We start from the raw sequence: 18,609 nt of genomic DNA on the forward strand, positions 1-18,609 counted from the left end.
CCCGATCAGCCGCAAGCGAAAACGGGCCGGATGGTCCGATGAATTCGCAAGGTCGATCATTGGGCAAATGCGATAGCCCTGCGGGCCCCGCCTTGCGGTATTGTCGCGGGCGTGGCTAAGGTGGATGGGTCAAGGATGCTGCGACAGAGATGCCTGCCGCCATCCGCACCGGCCGATATCATATCCGCCCCCCGACCGGAGATCCCCCGAACGTGCCGATCCGCAAACCTGCTCTGGCCCCGATCGTGTCTGCCCTGCTTTGCGCGACGGTGCTCGCCGGCTGCGGAACCATCGACGGGGTCGGCAAAAGCCTTGGGCTGGTGGACGACGAGGTGCGGCAGACGGATGAAGGCGAACCGCTGTTCCAGGACGTGGGCGGCGTTGCCTATACCACCGACATCGTTGTCGAGGGGCTGGAACCCGAGGACGCCGCCGAGGAGCAGAAGCGGGCCGAGGCCCGCGCCGAGAAGCGCGCAGCCGAAGAGGCTGGCCGTACCCCTCCGGCTTCTGCCACCGGCAGCGAGCCGGGCGCGGACCCGCTGGCCGACGCGCCCTTGGATGAACTGCTGGGCGCGTTGTCGGAGCTGCGGCGGCTGGAAGAGCGCCCGCCGACCAGCCTTGCGGCTTTGCGCCGGCGCGGGCAGGGCGATGTCGAGCTGTTCCAGCGCGCGCTGCGGTCGCGGGGCTATTTCAGTGCCGATGTCCGGCTGCGCATCGATCGCGACGCCGAGCCGCCGGTTGCCCGGATCACGGTCAATCCCGGGCCGCGCTATCGGCTGGCGGACTGGAATATCGACTGGGCAGCCGGTCAGCCACCGCAGGTTCCCGCCGACAAGATCGATCCGGAAGCGCTTGGCGTGCCGCTGGGGGCCGCCGCCGAGGCGGGCGAGGTGGTGAGCGGGGAACGGCGCCTGCTGACCGTGCTGGCAGCGAATGGCTATCCTTTTGCCCGTCAGACCAACCGGCGGGCGGTCGTCGATCATGACACCCGCGAGATGGCGGTGACCCTGTCGATCGAGTCCGGCCCCTTCACCCGCTTCGGCCCGACCAGTGTCGAGGGCTTGGACGACGTGCTGCCATCGGTGGTCGAGGGCAAGCAGCCGTGGTCGGAAGGCGATACCTATGATGCCGGTGCGGTCGAGACCTATCGTGCCGATCTTCTGGCGACGGGGCTGTTTTCATCGGCGGTGATCAAGAGCCCCGACCAGCCGACCGGCGACGGCTCGCTGCCGATCAACCTGACCGTCGCCGAGGGGCCGCCGCGCAGCATCGGTGCCGGCGCGCGCTATTCAACCGATATCGGACCGGAGCTGCGCACCTTCTGGGAGCATCGCAACCTCACCGGCCGCGCCGATCGCCTGCGGGCCGAACTCGACGTCTCGCCGGTGCTTCAGGAAATCGAGGTCACCTATCGCCGGCCGCATCCGCGCTTCGACCGGTTCAATTTCGGCAGCATCCGCCTGCTGAACGAAGACACCGACGCCTTCCAGCAGACCGGTATCGAGACCCGGTTCGGTCAGGAACGGTCGCTGGGCGACGACTGGCGCGGCTCGGTGGCGCTGGCGCCGGAATACAAGATCATCGAGGACGAGAAGGGGGAACGGACCAGCTATCTGCTGGGTCTGCCGGTCACCCTGTCACGCGACAAATCCGACAGCCTGCTGGATCCGCGACGCGGCTACCGGCTGTCGGCACAAGCGACGCCCTATACCGGGGCGATCGAGGATACCGCGATCAGCTTCCTGCGCACCGAACTCAGCGGCTCGGTCTATGTGCCGCTCGACGATCTGGCACGCTGGGTGCTGGCCGGGCGGGCGCGGATCGGATCGATCGCCGGTGCATCGCGTGGCACGCTGCCGGCCGATAAGCGGTTCTATTCCGGCGGCGGCGGGTCGGTGCGCGGCTATGGCTATCGGATGCTGGGGCCGCTGGATGGCGACGACGATCCGCTTGGCGGCCGCTCGGTCGCCGAAGCCGGTATCGAACTCAGAGTACCGGTCACCGATGACATCGCCGTGGTCCCGTTCCTTGACGCCGGCCAGATTTCCGAAGAACCATGGCCCGATCTGTCGACCGATGTCCGGACCGGCGCCGGTCTTGGCCTGCGCTATTACACGCCGCTCGGTCCGTTCCGCTTCGACGTCGCCGTGCCGCTCGATCGCCGCGATGCCGACGACCCCTATCAGTTCTATATCAGTCTCGGACAGGCGTTCTGAGGCGGAGCGAGTTCATTGACCGATCATACCCCACCACCCCCTGCCAGCCCCGAGGCCGGCAAGCCGCATCCCGCATCCGGCCCTGACAGCCCCATGCCACAGAACCAGCCACCGGGGGACAGGAAGCCCGCGGCCGGCCGTGGCCGGCGGCGCCGGGGGCGTGTGCGCCGGGTCATCGGCATCGGCGTGCTCGGGCTCGGCGTGGTGCTGGTCGGCGGTGTCGCCGGCGGGCTGATCTGGGCCGACAGCGACAGTGGCCGCGAGACCATCGCCGGGCTTGCCCGTGACGGCATCGAGGCGGCGGGGCTGGGGCCGGTCGACCTGCCCGCGATCGAGGGCAGCCTGTTCGGGCGCCTGCATCTGCCAAGGCTGCGGATCGGCGATCCCGATGATCCGTGGCTGGAGGCCGAAGACGTCACCCTGAACTGGCGGCCATCGGCGCTGCTCCAGGGGCGGGTGGAGATCCGCACACTGAATGCCGGGCGCATCGCGGTGGCGCCGCCGCCCGATGACGGCACGCCACCGCCGCCGTCGGAACCCTTCGATCCGCGCAATCTGCGCCTGCCCGATGGCGGGATGCTGCCGCCGGTGTCGATCGACCTGCGCCAGTTGTCGATCGACCTTCTGGAACTGGACCCGAGGCTGACCGGGCTTCCGGCACCGGCGCTGCTGGGCGTCGACGGTGCCGCGCGCATCGGCCGCGGCGATCCGTCCTGGGCGCGGCTGGACGTCCATCGACTGGACGAGCCGGGCGGGCGGGTTTCGGCGGCGGTCGAAATCGCCTTCGATACCGGCACGCTCGACATCGAGGCTGTTGCCGAGGAAGCCGCCGGCGGGCTGGTCGCCAGCATGGCGGGGCTGCCGGGCCAGCCGCCGGTGACCGCGCGCCTGGAAGGCCGGGGGCCGCTGGATGGGTGGACGGGGCGGCTGACCGCGACGGCCGGCCAGCTGATCGACCTCGACACCACCATCGATCTGGCGTTGCGGCCCGATCCGTCGATCGCGATCGACGGCCGGCTGGACTGGTCGGGCATGGGCCGCGCGATGGCCGGGCTCGATCTGGTGCCGGATGCGGCGACCGAACCGCCCGCCGAAAGTGTTGCCGGCGCCGCGGTTGACGTGGTGGCGGATGCCGCCGCCGATGCGGTCGCGGAGGCCGCGGATCAGGTCGCGGCCGACGAGGCCACGCGCGCGCCAGAGACGGCGGATGACAACATGGGTGGTGCAGAGCCGCCGCCGCCATTGGTGCTGGTTTCGGCGGATCCGTGGCATTTCGCCCTGGCAGCCCGTCAGAATGCCGACGGAGTCGTCGCGGTCGACCGGCTGACGCTGTCAACTACCGACGTGATTCTGGACGGCACTGCCGGCATCGAAACCGATACCGGCGCGGTCCAGGCCCATCTGACCGGCAATGCCGCGCCGGGCGCACCGCTGCTGACCCTGGCGCGCCCGGCATCGATGAGCGCGCTGACGCTGACGCTGGAGGCCGAAGGCACCTGGCCGCAGATCGATGCGCGGCTTGCAGCCACGGCCGCGGCACCGCGTCTGGCGGGGATTGGCGATGGCGGTCCCTTCGCGTCGGCCATGCGGTTGAACGCCAGCGTCTCGGGCCGCGCGCCTGATGACGCGGCGCCGGCCGATCTGGATCTGGCGGTGGATCTGGACCTGGATGCGCCGCGCCCGCTGGCTCTGGGCCTGCCGCCGGAAGCCGCCGACGGCGTGCTGTCATTGAGCGCGCGGGGCGATTTCGACGGTGCCGACAATCTGCTGACCATCGATGCGGCGATGCTGGATGTGGGCACGGCCAATCTCAGCGCCACCGGCTCCTATGATCTGACCCGAGGCACGGTCGACGGCCAGTTCGGCCTGTCGGCCGAGACGCTGAGCCGGCTGGCCAGCCTGTCGGGCCTGCCGGACCTCGCCGGCACATTGGGGGTGGAGGCCAAGGTCTCGGGCAGCCCGACGACAGGCATGACCGCCGATATCAGCGCCGAAGGCCGCTCGATGCGTCTCGGCATCCCGGCCGCGGACGCGGCGCTGGGTGGCCGGATCGATCTGGCGACCCGGGTGGCGGTGGGTGCCGATGGCGGCGTCACGGCCGAAAATCTGTCGCTTGCCACCGACACGCTCAAGCTGGGTGGGCGGGCGGCGCTGGGGCCGCAGGGCGCGCTGGACGGCACCAGCCTGTCGCTGGCCGTGGCTCGTCTGGCACCGATCGCCGAGGCCACCGGTGCGCCGGTGGCCGGCCGGCTCGAAGCCGACGTCGATCTGTCGGGCTCGATGGACGATCCGGCGGCGCGGATTGCCGCCACGCTCACCGACGGTCAGCTTGGCAGCATCGCGGTGCCGCGACTGGTGGTCGACCTGGACGGTCGTAATCTGCTGACCGCGCCCACCGGCCAGTTGGCGGTGACCGGCGACACCGCCGAGGGCCCGCTTGCCTTGCGCGCCAATGCCACGGCTGCCGATGGCGGCAAGCGGATCGATGTCAGCGACCTGTCGCTCGATTTCGCGGGCACCACGGTACGGGGCGAAGCGGCAGTGACGCTGGCAACGGCCCTGGCACGCGGCCGGCTGGACGTCACGGCGCCAAGTCTGGCGCCGCTGGGCCGGCTGGCCGGTCTTGATCTTGGTGGCAGCCTCGATCTCGATCTGCGCTTCGATGCGGATAATCGCGGTCGTCAGCGGGTGCTGGCCGATGGCACCGCCGACGATATCGCCGTCGGCCAGGGGGCCGACACGGTCGCGGCGGTCGGCCAGCTGACCCTGAATGCGGATATGGTGCTGGATGGCGGCGCGCCGGCCGGACGTGCCCGTATCGCCGCCACGCAGGTGACGGCGGGGCCGGTGACGCTTGAGACGGTCACTCTGACCGCGATCCCGCAGAGCGGGGCGGGGGGGCGCATGGCGACGGCATTCGACGTCGAGGCGACCGGCAATTTCCGCGGCCGGCTGCGCCTGGCTGCCGGCGGCAATATCGCCACCGACCGCCAGGGGGCCATGGTGGTGACCCTGGACGACCTGGATGGTCAGGTGCTGGGCACCAGCCTGGGGCTTGGCGCGCCGGCAACCGTTCAACTGGCCGAGGCAACCCGGCTCGATCTGCCCGATCTCAGGATCGGCAAAGACGGACGGGTCTCCCTGCAGGCGGTCATGGCCGCCGACCGGGTGACCGCCGAAGGCCGCCTGAACGACCTGCCGCTCGACCCGCTGCGCCGGTTCCAGGCGCCGATCGGCCAGGGCGGCAAGCTGTCGGGCAGCATCGACGTCGCCATGGGGCCGCGTGGCCGCGAAGGCCGGATCGCGCTCAACATTGCCGATCTTCCGGTCGATGCCGAGGTGGAGGGCATGCAGACGCCGGTCATCTCGGGCGATGCCGGTCTGACACTCGGCAACCGCAGCGCCGACCTGACCCTGAAGATCAACGGTCTGGGCGACCAGCCGCTGTCGGTCGAAGCCGATCTGCCGCTGGCGCCGTTCAGCAGCAACGCACCGACCGCGATTGCGCTCAATGACGACGGTCCGGTTTCAGGCCGTCTGCAATGGGCTGGCGATCTGGGTAAACTTGCCTTGGCCGTGGGCGTGGACGGCCACCGTCTGGCGGGGCGGATCGATGCCGATATGTCGGTCAACGGCACGATGTCGGCGCCGGATGTGTCGGGCGGCATTCAACTGCGTGACGCCGCTTACGAAAACCTCGACATGGGCACGCTGCTCACCGACATCCGCGGCGATATCGGCGTGGCGGGCCGGTGCTGCCTGTCGATCAGGATCGATGGCCGCGATGGCGGCAGCGGCACGGTCGGTGTCGATGGCACCCTTAACCTGACCGATCTGGCCGACCCGCAGATGGACATCAAGGTGGCAGTCAATCAGGCCCGGCTGGTGCGGCGCGACGAGGCCGACGCCACGCTCGACGGGGCGCTGACCATGACCGGCGGTCTGGCCGATGTCCGGCTGGACGGTACGCTGACCGTGCGTCAGGCCGAAATCCGGCTGCCGGAAAGCATGCCGCCATCTGTGCGCACGATCGAGGTGGTCGAGAAGCGTGACGGTCGCATCGTCGCCGATCCTGGCACGACCGCCGAACAGGAAGCCCGCGCCGGCGGCCTCAATCTTGCGGTCGAGGTGCGGGCGCCGGGGCGGATCTTCGTGCGTGGCCGCGGCCTTGATACCGAATGGGAAGGCACGCTGAACATCACCGGCACCAGCAATACGCCGATCATCAGGGGCACCTTGTCGGTGGTGCGCGGCGAGGCCGATGTCATCGGCCGCACACTGACCTTCTCGAAAGGCGTCATCACCTTCGATGGCCTGGCCGATCCCGACCCGCGGCTGGATATCGAGGCGACGCTGGCCGGCTCGGACGTGACCGCCATCGTTCAGGTCACCGGGCGCGCATCGGAACCGGAGCTGACCTTGACCTCGAACCCGGTGCTGCCGCAGGACGAGGTGCTGGCCCGCGCCTTCTTCGGCAAGCCCGGTGCCAAGCTGTCGGCGCTGGACGCGATCCGTGTCGGACAGGGATTGGCGACCCTGACCGGCGGCGGTGGTGGCGGCTTCGATCCGACGGGCTTTGCCCGCGACCTGTTCGGGCTGGATGTCCTGGATATCGGCGCCGCCGACAGTGGCGACGCCCCGTCGGTTAGGGCCGGCAAATATCTGAGCGACGACTTGTTCGTGGGGGTCGAGCAGGGCGCCGGGTCGAGCAAGGCGACGGTGGAACTGGAGGTGATGCCGAATATCAGCGTCGACACGGAAGTCGGCGGCGAGGGGGGCGCCTCGGCCGGTATCACCTGGAGTTATGACTACTGACGATCGGTCGCGAGAAGACGATCAGTCGCGGCGGGCCGAGGCATCGACATGGTGCGCGAAGTGGCGGAATCCCGGCACCGTCAGGTTGCGCTGCTTGGCCCGGTCGCAATAGCGTCTCAGGCGGATGGCGGCGTCGGCATGGGGCCGGGCACGGAAACGCGCGGTCTCGTCGGTGCTCATCGCCCCACCGCACAGCACCAGAGCCATGCGGGCGGCCGGGGTGAGGGTCGCGGGGTATCCGGCCTCGGTGGCCGACAGGAAGCGTTTTGCCTGGACATGCAGGCGCACCGCACCTGCAACCTCGGGCAGAAAATAGCTGGCAAGGAAATCACCGCCGACGCGCGCATGATCCTCGTCATCGGCGAAGCGGACGGCATCTTCGGCGGCGCCCCGGATCAGTTGCCCGACATCATGCAGCAATGCCGCGGTGATCAGGCTCGACGGAGCGCCGTCCAGCTCGGCGATCGTCGCCGACTGAAGCGCATGGTCATAGACCGTCACCGGCTCCCCCAGATACAGATCATTGGCGCGCCGGCCATACAGGCTGGTGACGAGATCGGACAGATCGGAGGACGGGGCGAACAGGACGGACATCGGCGGCAGCCATGAACGGGGGGAGCGCCACTGCCATCATGCATCATTCCCGGGTGTGCCGCTGGCCGACACGGAGCAGAGAGATGCATCGGGCCCGGACCGTCCGGTGGCGCCTGAACCTCATTCTTATCCATCCAACCCCTGGAAAAGAAATGAAGTCTTGGTGACAGGCGGCCGGTATGGACAAAGCTGATGGCCGCTTTGGCCGCAGGATCAGCCGGTCAATGCCAGCACCGCCGCCCGGCCGCTGTCGACTGCGGCCTCGGCACGGCCGCCTATGCACCAGTCGCCCGCGATGGCGAGCCCGGCCGCATGATCGGCAAGGCAGGGGGCGCCGAGCGGCAGTTCGACCAGCGCATGGCGCCAGCGATGGGCCTGGGCGTACAATGGCATGATCGTGGTGCCGGTCAGCCGCCCGATCTCGCCGATCAGCAGACCTGCGACCCCGCCGGCATCCCGTTCCAGATGCACCCGGCTCCAATGCGGGCTGGCGTGCACGACATAGGCCGGGATGTCGCGGTCATGGCCGGGCAGGGCGCGCTGGTCGCTGATCCAGGCGATCGCCTCATCGTCGGGCCGCCAGCGTGGCGCCGGCAGCGGCAGGGGCTGCGCCGTGGCCAGCATCAACGCCCAGCACGGTGCCACCAGGGTGCCGGCGATCCGCCGGCGCCAGCCTTCCGGCAACACGGTGTCGATCAGCAGGTCGAGCGCCTGTTCCGGCGGTGTCGTGACGATCAGCCGCCGGCCTCGACCGATCACCGCGTCCTGATCGTCGGTCAGGGTCCAGATGCCGGCATCGCGGCCGATACATGCCACCCGCACGGCAGGCCTGATCTCCAGCCCGCGGGCCAGGGCTTTGACAAGGGCGGTCATCGCCCCCACCCCCACCCAGCGGGGATGCCCCCCCACCCAGCGGGGATCCTGCGTGTCGTCGGCATCCAGCCGGCGAACGGCACCATCCGCTTCAGCCGCGACCATGCGCGCGATCAAAGCGGGGGAGCGTGCGGTCATGAACTGGGCGCCATGGTCGAAGCTGATCGTGCGACCATCGTCCAGAACCACGCGCCGACTGGCCATCCGTCCGCCGATGCCGCGGCCCTTGTCGATGACGATGGCGTGCAGCCCCTGCGCGGCGGCGCTCTGTGCGGCAGCGATGCCGGCCAGCCCGGCGCCGATGATCAGCAGATCCACGATGGCGTCATCGGCGCGGACGGCAACCGTCCGGCGATCTGCGGCAGTTTCCGGGGACAGCGCGGGGGCGGGGGGGACTGGCGGCACGTCAATACTCCCTGATCGACACCACCGGGTGATCCGATGGCTGTCGCGCATGGGTATATGGGTCGATGATGCCGGCTTGCCAGCCGGGATGCCCCCAGGCCATGAGGAGGCGGACCATGCCGTACACGTGCCGGAGACCCGATCTGCCGATCACATCATGCGCGGCGGGCCACAGCCGGCGGCAGGTGCTGACAATGGGCGGTGGCGCGATGCTGGCGGCTGGTGGTCTGGTGAAGCCGGCCGGCGTGCTGGCGGCCGCTGCGTTGGCCGGGGCCGCACCGGTGGACGGCGAACTGGCCTTCGACGTCTTTCGCGGCGCGGCGCCGATGGGGCAGCATGTCCTGCGCTTCACAAGCGGCCCCGACGGGGTATTGACGGTGGATATAGCGATCGATCTGGCGGTGTCCCTCGGGCCGATCACCGTGTTTCGTTATACTCATCGCAATCGGGAACGCTGGCGTGACGGCCGGCTGATCGCGATCGCGACCACCACCGACGACGACGGCACCCGCTTCACGGTTGACGGTCGGGCGGATGGCGACAGGTTCATCGCCGATGGCAGTGCCGGCCGGGTCGAGGCGCCGGCCGGGATTCTGCCCACCAGTTACTGGCATCCTGAAACCACGCGGCGCCGCCTGTGGCTCGACACCCAGCGCGGCCGGCTGATCACGCCGCAGATCGCGCCGCTGGGGGCCGTGGAGCGGCCGGCGCCCGATGGCGGTGCCATCGATGCCCATGCCTTCGCGGTCAGCGGCGATCTGACCATGACCCTTTGGTACCGGCGCCTTGAGCCGCGCTGGCTGGGCGTTGCCTTCGACGGCCGGGGCCGCGCGGTCACCTATCGCCTTGCTCGCGACACCACGCCGTCGGCCGCATGGCTGGCGGCGGCCGGCATGTGACGCGGCGTCGGATCACAGCCAGCCGCGCCGTTTGAACAGCCAATAGGGCATGATCGCCGACCCGACCATCAGCATCAGCGCCAGCGGATAGCCGATGGTCCATGACAGCTCGGGCATCACCTCGAAATTCATGCCGTAGATGCTGGCGATCAGGGTTGGCGGCAGGAACACCACCGCCACGACCGAGAAGATCTTGATGATGCCGTTCTGTTCGATCTGGATCAGGCCCAGAGTGGCATCCAGCATGAAGGACAGTTTGTTGGCCAGATAGCTCGCATGGTCCGACAGCGAGACCACATCGCGGGTGATGGTCTTGATCGCGGCAAGCCCGGTCTTGCTGGCCCGGCCGCGCAGATTGCGGCCGGCAAATCCCGCCAGCCGGCCGATCGATACCAGGCTTTCCCGAATTTTCGAGGTCAGATCCCCCATCCGGCCGATCGAGGCGATCATCGCCTCATAATCCGGCGCGGGCCCGCGCGGCTTGTGCGACCGCGCGCCGCCCGGGGTGATGCCACGGGTGCGGTTGCCGGCGGCGAACACCGTCTGCGACACCTGATCGATTTCGGCGCCCACCACCTCCAGCACATCGGCCAGGCGGTCGACGATGGCTTCCAGCAAGCCGAACAACGCGCCCTCGGCGCTGGTCACCGCGCTGGGATGGCGGTCGATATGGGCCGCGAACGACCGGAAGGGCAGCGGATCGGTGTGGCGCAGGGTCACCAGCCGGCCATGGGTCAGCACGAAGGTGACCGCGTTGGCGACCGGGCTGCCGGTCTCCACCGCACTCAGCACGGTCGCCGTCATGTACAGCGCGCCGTCTTCCTCGTACAGCCGGCTCGACGCCTCGATCTCGCGCATTTCCTCGCGGGTCGGCATCTCGACGCCCAGCGCCAGATCGACACGTCTGATCTCGTCGATCGAGGGGTCGACCATGTCGACCCAGACCACGCGCTCATCGATCGGGCTGCCCTCGGGCGCGCGGCGCAGCGCCCCGGGCTCGGTGCTGTACAGATGGATCATGCGTCGTCTCCCGCCGTCTCCGGACGTGACCGGCAGCGTTTGCGGCCGGTCATCGGGGTTTAGGGGGCAGCGGCCGGGGTTGCAAATGAAAACTCGGCGTCGCCGCGGGGCGACTGTCGTGTCATCGGCTGGCCGTCACCGGCGGTGTGGCCGGCGACTGGCGTGCGGTTTCAGCGGATGGCGGGCTTGCAGTGCCATCGGCCGGCACTGGATCTTTCTGGAAGAAGATCGTTGCCGTGCCCAGTTCGATGCCGAATTTGGTAACCGTCGCCCGGTTCAGCAGCACGCCGTCTTCCGACAGGAACATCCAGTCGTCGAACCGCACCTCGACCTCGCGGCCGCCGATCGCCAGGTTCATGCGATAGGTCCAGTTCAGGGCATTGCCATAGGCGGCACCACGCGCCTCTCCCAGAACGTCGCCGGCCCGGCCGACATAGCCGTTCGGGCCGTCGGGCCGGATGGTCCAGACGCGGCGGTCGGTTTCGCCGTCGGTATAGCGGAAGCGCTCGTCCAGGATCAGCTCGGTGCCGTTCCAGGTGCCGTCGATATCGACAACGAACTGGCGGCGCAGAGTGCCGAAGCGATCCTCGAACATGCCCCAGGCACGGGTATGGCCGGCGAAATATGTTTCCAGCCGGAAGTGCGGCGTGGCGCCGGCGAAGTCCTTGACGTTCATCTGACTGCATCCAGAGAGGGCGAAGAGGGCCGCGACCGCGAGGAGGATGCCTCTGGCGTGACGGAGGAGGCTGCGCATGATGTCGTTCCTGCGGAGGGTGTGGCGGTGCCGTGCCCGCATCGGCTCCGGTCCGCGCGATGCGGCCGGTGATGCCGGTCTGGGTGGCGCGGTCCAGCGGGAAGCGCCGCACCAGGATGACGGCCAGGATCTTGAACGGCACCGGCAGCGCGCCATAGATCAGCGCCAGCGCCCAAAGGCCTGGAACCGTCGCGCCGGTCGCAGCAGGTGCCGTGGTGATCGCGGGGTTGAAGCCCGCGGCCTCAAGCAGCGGGAAGGCCAGCCCCACGCCCAGGGCAAGCGATGCCTTGGTGGCGAAACCCCATAGGGCGAAGAACAGCCCGGCCCGTTCCCGGCCGCTGTCCAGCCGGTCAAGATCGATGACATCGGCCTGCATGGCATTGGGCAGGGCCAGATCGGCGCCGAGCGTCAGCCCGGTGATGATGCAGATCGCCAGGAACACCGGCAGATCGCCGGTTCCCAGCAGGGCCGCGGGCAGAAAGCCGGTTGCGGCCAGCAGCATCGCCAGGCTCCAGGCCCGGTGCTTGCCGATCCGGGTGCTCAGCCACAGCCAGCCGGGCGCGCCCAGAATGCCGGCGGCGAAATAGACGAACAGCAATGGCCCGGCCATCTCGGGGCGTCCCAGCACATGGCCGACATAGAGCAGGAACAAGGTGGCCGGCAGACCATTGGCAATGCCGTTCAGCACATAGGCGCCGACCAGAAACCGGAAGGGACGGTTGCGGCGGAGCGGCCGCAGAGCCGCGGCCATCTGATCGATCCGCCCCGTCCCGCGCCGCCGCAATGACGGAGCGGACCCACGGGCCGGCCGGGGGCCCTGGTGCTGTGCCGGTTCGGGGACCACCACGGCGGCGATGGTACTGGTCAGCGGCAGCAGCACCACGATGACCAATGCCAGCAGCATCAGCCCGGTACCGGTTACGGCGGCGCCACCCGTGCCGCCGGCCAGGGCGGGCAGGGCGATGGCGCCCAGCGTGCCCAGGATGACGAAAATTTCGCGTATCGTGGCGATGCGCGAGCGTTCGTCGTAATCGGTCGACAACTCGGCGCCCCAGGCCTGTTGCGACAGAACCATCATCGTGCCGCCCAGATGCAGCACCAGCGACCAGATCAGCAGGTGCCCGGCACCGGCACCGGCGGGTGGGACCAGCAACATCCAGATGCCGGCCATGGTCAGCGGCAGCCCGGCCAGCATCCAGCCGCGGCGCTGGCCAGGCCAGATCCGGATGCGGTCGGCGGCGATGCCGACCATCGGATCGGTGATCATGTCCCAGGCGCGTGCCGCCAGCAGCACCACGCCCACGGTGCCAAGGCCCAGCCCTGCCGTGTCGGCATAATAGGTCGGCAGATAGATGTAGAGCGGCAGGGTCAGCGCCGCGAGCGGCAGCCCCGGCAACCCGAAGGCGGCCAGTACCGGCAGGCTGAGCCGTGGCTGGGCCGTCTTATGCGCATGCCGGCCGATTGTGCTGACGCCATCGCTCAACACCCGTCTCCCCCAACGCAGTCATGGCGTGCGCCCGGGGTTCTGACCCCGGCGATCATGCCCGGATCGGCCGGGTGATCTGAGGGTGATACGCAAGGCTGGCCCGATCGGATCGGTGCCGGCCGTCGATGGCCGGCAGCGATGGCGCGGATCAGTCGCCGGCGGCGCCGGTCACGGCCATCAGACGCGCGGCATCTTCCAGCCGGTCGGCCTCTGATGCCGGCTTGTCCCAGCGGATGCGGGCGATGCGCGGGAAGCGCAGGGCCAGCCCGGCCTTGTGCCGGGGGCTGGGCTGCACGCTGTCGAAGGCCACTTCCAGCACCAGACCGGGGGCGACCGCGCGCACCGGGCCGAAGCGATCGGTGGTGTTGTGTCGCACCCACCGGTCCAGCGCGATCAGGTCCGGATCGGTGACACCGGAACCGGCCTTGCCGACCGGCACCAGCACCGGCCCCTGCCAGACGCCGAAGGTATAGTCGCTATAGACCGATGATTGCCGGCCTTGGCCGCGCTGGGCATACATCAGCACGACATCCAGGGTCAGTGGCGCGCGCTTCCATTTGAACCACGGCCCTGCCGGCCGGCCGGCTGAATAGGGCGCGTCGCGACGCTTCAGCATCACGCCTTCGATGGTGGCGGATGGCGGATCTCGGCGCAGTGCCGCCAGGGCCGGCCAGTCGTCGAAGGCGATCAGGGGCGACAGGTCGAACCGTGCCGCCGGATGTTCAGCGACCAGTGCCGCCAGCCGTGCGCGCCGGGCCGCGAAGCCCAGCGGCCGCAGATCCTCGCCCGCCACCGACAGCAGATCATAGAGCCGCAGATGCGCCGGCAGCCCCTTCAGCAGCGTCGCACCGACGGTGCGCCGGTTGATCCGCGTCTGAAGGTCGGCGAAGGGGCGGGGCAGGCCATCCGCGGCCATGACGAGCAACTCGCCATCGACCACGGCATCGCCGAATGGCCATGCGGCGACCAGATCGGGAAAGCCGGCGCTGATATCGTCGCCTGAACGGGCATAGAGCCGGACGGCGCCGCCCTCGGCCACCATCTGGGCGCGGATGCCGTCCCATTTCCATTCGGCCACGAAATCCGCCGGGTTCAGCCGCGCCAGATCGTCTTCGTCAAGCGAGGTCGCCAGCATGACCGGTCGGAAATGCGGCAGGCCGGCCGGGTCGGGCCGGGGCGCGGCGCCGGTGGCCCAGGCGAACAGGGCCGCATAGGGTGGGGCCACGGCATGCCAGATCTCGTCGACCTCGGCCGGGTCCAGCCCGGCCCAATCGGCGAAGGCGGCTTTGGCAAGCCCGGTCGAGACGCCGGTGCGCAGGCCGCCGGTCGCCAACTTCAGCAGCACCCGGCGCCCGCCGGTGTCCAGGCCGTCCATCCAGCCGGCGATATCGTCCATGGCGCGGGCGGCGCTGCCGGCGGCCATCAGCGTGTCGACGACCTCGGTCAATGTCACGCCGGGATCGTTGCGCAATCCCTCGACATCGGGCATGGCGCGCAGCGGTTCTGGCCACATTGGCGACTCTGGCCACATTGGGGGCTCTGGCCACATCAGGGCCGCGGTCTCGGCCAGGTCGCCGACATAGTCATAAGACAGCGCGAACAGCACCGGATCGGTGCGGGCACCGATCAATATGCGGATCGCAGATGGTCGCGCGGGCTTCAGTGTCAGCGCGCCGGCCAGGGCTGCGAGGCCCCAGCCACGATCGGGATCGGCCGTGCGGTCGAAATAGTCGCCGATCAGGCGGATCCTGGTGTTGCGCGACCGGGTGAAGGCCAGCCGGTCGAGCAGCTCGGCAAAGTGGCGCATCCGGGGTCAGGCTCCGGCCGGTCCGGCGATCGGGCCATCGCCGCCAAACGCGTCGCCATCCTCGTCGCCATAGCCGACCAGACGCAGCGGCCGCGCGAAAATGCCCATGGTCCGCGCGGCATGGGCCAGCGCATCCTCGCGGCCATGGGTGATCCAGACTTCCTCGGGCCTGAGTTCGCCCAGCGTCATCAGCAATTCGTCCCAGTCGGCATGGTCGGAAATCACCAGCGGCAGTTCGACGTCGCGCTGACGGGCCCGCGCCCGCACGCCCATCCAGCCCGAGGCCATCGCCACCAGCGGGTCGGGCAGGTGCCGCGCCCAGCGCTCGGGTCTAGCGCCGGGCGGCGCCAGAACCAGCGCGCCTTTCAGATCGCCGGCTGTGGCCGCTGATGCCGGCAGCAGCGTGCCAAGCGCCACGCCATGAGCCTCATACAAGGCCGAGATGTCGGCCAGCGCATCATGGATATGGATCGGCCGGTCATAGCCGGCGTCGCGGATCATCCGGATCACCCGCTGGCATTTGCCCAGCGCATAGACCCCGACCAGATGGGCGCGGTCGGGAAACACGCTCAAACCATGCAGCAGGCGGGCAATCTCGCGGGTTGCAGGCGGATGACGGAACACCGGCAGGGCGAAGGTCGCCTCGGTCACGAACAACTCGGCCGGCACCGGCTCGAAGGCAGCACAGGTCGGATCGGCGCGACGCTTGTAATCGCCGGAGATCACCGCGCGGCGGCCGCGATACTCGATTGCGACCTGCGCCGATCCCAGCACATGGCCGGCCGGCGCCAGAAATACGGTCACATCCCCCACCCGCAGCCGCTGACCATAGGGCAGGGGTTGTCCGTGCACCGCCTCGGCGCCGAAGCGGCTGCGCATGATTGCCAGGGTCTCGGGCGTTGCCAGCACCGCGCCATGGCCGGGGCGGGCATGATCGGTATGGCCATGGGTGATGATCGCTCGCGGCTTTGCCCTGACCGGATCGATCCAGACATCCCCCGGCGGGCAGTACAGCCCGTGCGGCAGCGGCACCAGCCAGTCGATGCCGGCCCCGGCCGATGATGACGACAGGCCGGGCGCCGGCATGTCGGGTGATGGCGGGGGAAGGGCCATGGGCGGGGGCTTTCGGCGATGACGACACAGGCGACGGGACAGACGTCAGGATATCCGGCTCCGTCCGGGAATCTGGGATCATCTGACCGCCGATCCAGCCCAGGGGCTCGCCTTCCGTCCCGGTCGCGCCATACTATCCGGCCATGACCATCCGCGAACCCCGTCTGCCGGTGCCCCTGCAACCGGATGCCGACCTGCCGACGCCGGCGCCCCTGCCCGATCGGGTGGGGGCGTGGTTCGCCGCGCGCGGCTGGCTGCCGCATCCGCATCAGCTGCGCATGCTGGCCGCGGCCGAAGCCGGGCTGCCAGTGCTGCTGATCGCGCCCACCGGGGCCGGCAAGACGCTTGCGGGCTTTCTTCCGGCGCTGGTCCGTGCGGCATCAGGCGAGGGCGGCGGCCGGCTTGACACGCTGTATATCTCGCCGTTGAAGGCGCTGGCCGCCGACATCGCCCGCAATCTGGAGCAACCGATCGCCGGGATGGGGCTGGCGCTGAGCGTGGGTATCCGCACCGGCGACACCGATCAGCGCACGCGCGAACGACAGCGCAAGGCGCCACCGGAACTGCTGTTGACCACGCCGGAATCGCTGGCGCTGATGCTGTCCTATGCCGACGCGCCCCGGATCTTCGGGCGGTTGGCGACGGTGATCGTCGACGAGGTCCATGCGATTTCGGGCACCAAGCGCGGCGATCTGCTGGCCCTGGGTCTGGCGCGACTGAAAGCGCTGTCGCCGGGGCTTCGCGTGGTGGGTCTGTCGGCGACGGTGGCGGATGAAGAGGCCGTGCGCCGCTGGGTGGACGGGCGGGCGGTGGTGGTGCGCGGACAGGAGGCCGCCCGCGCCGACGTGACGATGCTCATCCCTGAAGATGAGCGCGTGCCCTGGGCGGGGCATCTGGCCCGCCATGCCATGGCCGGTGTGTATGAGGCGATCCGCGGCCATGGCACGACGCTGGTGTTCGTGAACACCCGCGCGCAGGCGGAGCTTGTGTTCCAGGAATTGTGGCGGCTGAACGATGACGGGCTGGCCATCGCCCTGCATCATGGCAGCCTGGCGGCGGAGCAGCGCCGCAAGGTGGAGGCGGCGATGGCCGCCGGCCGGCTGCGCGCTGTGGTCGCGACCTCGTCGCTGGATCTGGGCATCGACTGGGCGGCGGTGGATCTGGTGATGCAGATCGGCGCGCCCAAGGGCGTGTCGCGGCTGGTGCAGCGTATCGGCCGGGCCAATCACCGGCTGGATCTGACGTCGAAAGCGATCCTGGTGCCGGCCAACCGGTTCGAGGTGCTGGAATGTCTTGCGGCCCTTGAAGCGGTGGCCGATGGCGAGCTGGATGGAGAGCCGCCGCGCAGCGGCGCGCTCGATGTTCTGGCCCAGCATATTCTGGGCCGCGCCTGCACGGCGCCGTTCGATGCCGCAGACCTGTATGACGAGGTGCGCGGCGCGGCACCCTATGCGGGTCTTGCCCGCGCCGATTTCGATGCCGTGCTCGATTTCGTCGCGACCGGCGGCTATGCCCTCAGGGCCTATGAGCGGTTCCGGCGGATCGAACAGGACGAGGCCGGGCTGTGGCGGGTGTCGGGTCCGGTCGCGGCGCGGCAGTACCGGATGAATGTCGGCACGATCGTGGAACTGCCGATGCTGAATGTCCGGCTGACCAAGGCGGGCGGCAAGGGCTATGGCGGCCGGGTTCTGGGGCGGATCGAGGAATGGTTCGTCCAGGGGCTGGCGCCGGGAGACAGCTTCATCTTCGCCGGCGAACTGCTGGTCTATGAGGCGCTGCGCGAGACCGACGTGATCGTCAGTCGCGGCCGAGGCGGCGACCCGAAGGTGCCGTCCTATGGCGGCGGCCGGTTCCCGATCTCGGCGTCCCTGGCCCGGCGGGTGCGGGCGATGCTTGCCGATCCGGCACACCGCGCCCTGCTGCCGGTGGCGGTCGCGGACTGGCTGGCGATGCAGGATCTCCGCTCGGTGATGCCCGGCCCCGACGGCCTGCTGGTCGAGACCTTTCCCCGTGGTGAACGCTGGTTTCTGATCGCCTATGGTTTTGCCGGCCGCAACGCTCACCAGACCCTGGGCATGCTGCTGACACGGCGGATGGAGCGCTTCGGCCAGCGGCCGATGGGCTTCGTTGCCAATGACTATGCGATCGCGGTCTGGAGCCTGGACGAAGCGACGCGTATCGACGAGCTGTTCGGCCAGGACATGATGGGCGAGGATCTGGAGGCGTGGATGGCCGAAAGCAGCATGCTGCGCCGGACCTTCCGCACGGTCGCAGTCATCGCCGGGCTGATAGAACAGCGCTATCCGGGCCAGGAGAAAACCGGACGGCAGGTGACATTCAGTGCCGATCTGATCTATGACGTGCTGCGCCGCCACCAGCCCGACCACGTGCTGCTGAAGGCGACATGGGCCGACGCCGCCGGTGGCTTGACCGATCTGGCGCGGCTGAACGACATGCTGTCCGACATTCAGGGGCGCATCCAGCACCGGTCCCTGCCAAGGGTATCGCCGCTGGCCGTGCCGCTGTTGCTGGAGGTGGGCCGCGAAAGCGTGCCCGGCCGCGCCGATGACGACCTGCTGGGCGAAGCGGCCGCCCTGATCCACGAGGCGACGGACCTGACATCGTGA

The 18,609-nt window shown here is 69.3% G+C and carries 10 protein-coding genes and 1 pseudogene; 4 read left to right on the forward strand and 7 right to left on the reverse strand.

Annotated elements, in window-relative coordinates:
- The first annotated feature begins 212 nt into the window (after positions 1-212).
- Together IEW15_RS19335 and IEW15_RS19340 are read left to right on the forward strand one after the other, a co-directional pair.
- Positions 213-2,216 carry an autotransporter assembly complex protein TamA gene (locus IEW15_RS19335; RefSeq protein ID WP_188580988.1) on the forward strand — a complete coding sequence of 668 codons (2,004 nt, stop codon included), beginning with the start codon at positions 213-215 and terminating at the stop codon, positions 2,214-2,216.
- 15 nt (positions 2,217-2,231) lie between these two features.
- Entirely contained in the window at positions 2,232-7,031 is a 4,800-nt protein-coding gene (locus IEW15_RS19340; protein ID WP_188580990.1) for a translocation/assembly module TamB domain-containing protein, read from the forward strand.
- Positions 7,032-7,052: 21 nt separating this feature from the next.
- Here IEW15_RS19340 and IEW15_RS19345 read toward each other — a convergent pair whose 3' ends face one another.
- Together IEW15_RS19345 and IEW15_RS19350 are read right to left on the reverse strand one after the other, a co-directional pair.
- A complete protein-coding gene (locus tag IEW15_RS19345) occupies positions 7,053-7,625 on the reverse strand; it encodes an HD domain-containing protein (RefSeq protein ID WP_188580992.1) in 573 nt (190 codons plus the stop codon).
- A 213-nt stretch (positions 7,626-7,838) separates the two neighbouring features.
- Positions 7,839-8,903: an NAD(P)/FAD-dependent oxidoreductase gene (locus tag IEW15_RS19350; RefSeq protein WP_188580993.1), complete on the reverse strand. Its 1,065-nt coding sequence runs from the start codon at positions 8,901-8,903 to the stop codon at positions 7,839-7,841.
- Between the two features lie 116 nt (positions 8,904-9,019).
- Between IEW15_RS19350 and IEW15_RS19355 the strand changes: the two genes are divergently transcribed.
- A complete protein-coding gene (locus tag IEW15_RS19355) occupies positions 9,020-9,802 on the forward strand; it encodes a DUF6134 family protein (RefSeq protein ID WP_188580995.1) in 783 nt (260 codons plus the stop codon).
- Positions 9,803-9,814: 12 nt separating this feature from the next.
- Here IEW15_RS19355 and IEW15_RS19360 read toward each other — a convergent pair whose 3' ends face one another.
- The 5 genes and pseudogenes from IEW15_RS19360 to IEW15_RS19375 all read right to left on the reverse strand — a co-directional run bounded on the left by IEW15_RS19360 (position 9,815) and on the right by IEW15_RS19375 (position 15,955).
- On the reverse strand, positions 9,815-10,822 hold the full coding sequence (locus IEW15_RS19360; RefSeq protein ID WP_188580997.1) for a magnesium transporter CorA family protein: 1,008 nt from the start codon (positions 10,820-10,822) through the stop codon (positions 9,815-9,817).
- Between the two features lie 121 nt (positions 10,823-10,943).
- Positions 10,944-11,732 (reverse strand): DUF3833 domain-containing protein, encoded by a 789-nt coding sequence (locus IEW15_RS26040; RefSeq protein ID WP_306432657.1) that lies wholly within the window; start codon positions 11,730-11,732, stop codon positions 10,944-10,946.
- Positions 11,725-13,062, reverse strand: a pseudogene (locus tag IEW15_RS26045) (MFS transporter); the annotation flags it as partial. The pseudogene IEW15_RS26045 and the gene IEW15_RS26040, both read right to left, overlap by 8 nt.
- Positions 13,063-13,210: 148 nt before the next feature.
- Entirely contained in the window at positions 13,211-14,869 is a 1,659-nt protein-coding gene (locus tag IEW15_RS19370) for a cisplatin damage response ATP-dependent DNA ligase (RefSeq protein ID WP_188580999.1), read from the reverse strand.
- A gap of 6 nt (positions 14,870-14,875) precedes the next feature.
- Positions 14,876-15,955 carry a ligase-associated DNA damage response exonuclease gene (locus IEW15_RS19375; protein WP_188581035.1) on the reverse strand — a complete coding sequence of 360 codons (1,080 nt, stop codon included), beginning with the start codon at positions 15,953-15,955 and terminating at the stop codon, positions 14,876-14,878.
- Positions 15,956-16,125: 170 nt separating this feature from the next.
- Between IEW15_RS19375 and IEW15_RS19380 the strand changes: the two genes are divergently transcribed.
- Entirely contained in the window at positions 16,126-18,609 is a 2,484-nt protein-coding gene (locus IEW15_RS19380; protein WP_188581001.1) for a ligase-associated DNA damage response DEXH box helicase, read from the forward strand.

Source organism: Tistrella bauzanensis (assembly GCF_014636235.1).
Lineage (GTDB): Bacteria > Pseudomonadota > Alphaproteobacteria > Tistrellales > Tistrellaceae > Tistrella > Tistrella bauzanensis.